The following is a 266-nucleotide window of genomic DNA, read 5'->3' as shown; positions in this document are numbered from 1 at the left end:
ACAGAAGATAAAGCGGTTGCATCGCAAGTACGCGAATCGCCTTATGCGTTTACCTACATTGGTTATTGGGGCCCAATGCCTTACCTTGCTAAAGGTATTGCCGTGTTTGACGACCCTAAAATGCCAATAGTGGGTATTGATGGCAGCGAGCCAAACGATAACTTTAGAAAGCAGTTAGTATCAAGTGCGCAAGCAGCTGTTGATGTATTAGTTAAAAAAGGTATTGCCGATAAAAACAAAATAGCCATAGCAGGGCACTCGTATGG

Annotated in this window: 1 protein-coding gene; it reads left to right on the top strand. The window is 43.6% G+C overall.

The genetic code is table 11. The features are described 5' to 3' along the window. Positions 1-266 (top strand): alpha/beta hydrolase family protein (locus AAEZ18_RS18985; protein ID WP_502935422.1); only part of this gene is annotated, 266 nt, incomplete at both ends.

This window comes from Pseudoalteromonas sp. 19-MNA-CIBAN-0066 (genome assembly GCF_040308705.1).
Classification (GTDB): Bacteria; Pseudomonadota; Gammaproteobacteria; order Enterobacterales; family Alteromonadaceae; genus Pseudoalteromonas; species Pseudoalteromonas nigrifaciens.
Note: the sequence above shows the minus strand (reverse complement) of the source record. Positions and strands in the feature narration are given on the sequence as shown.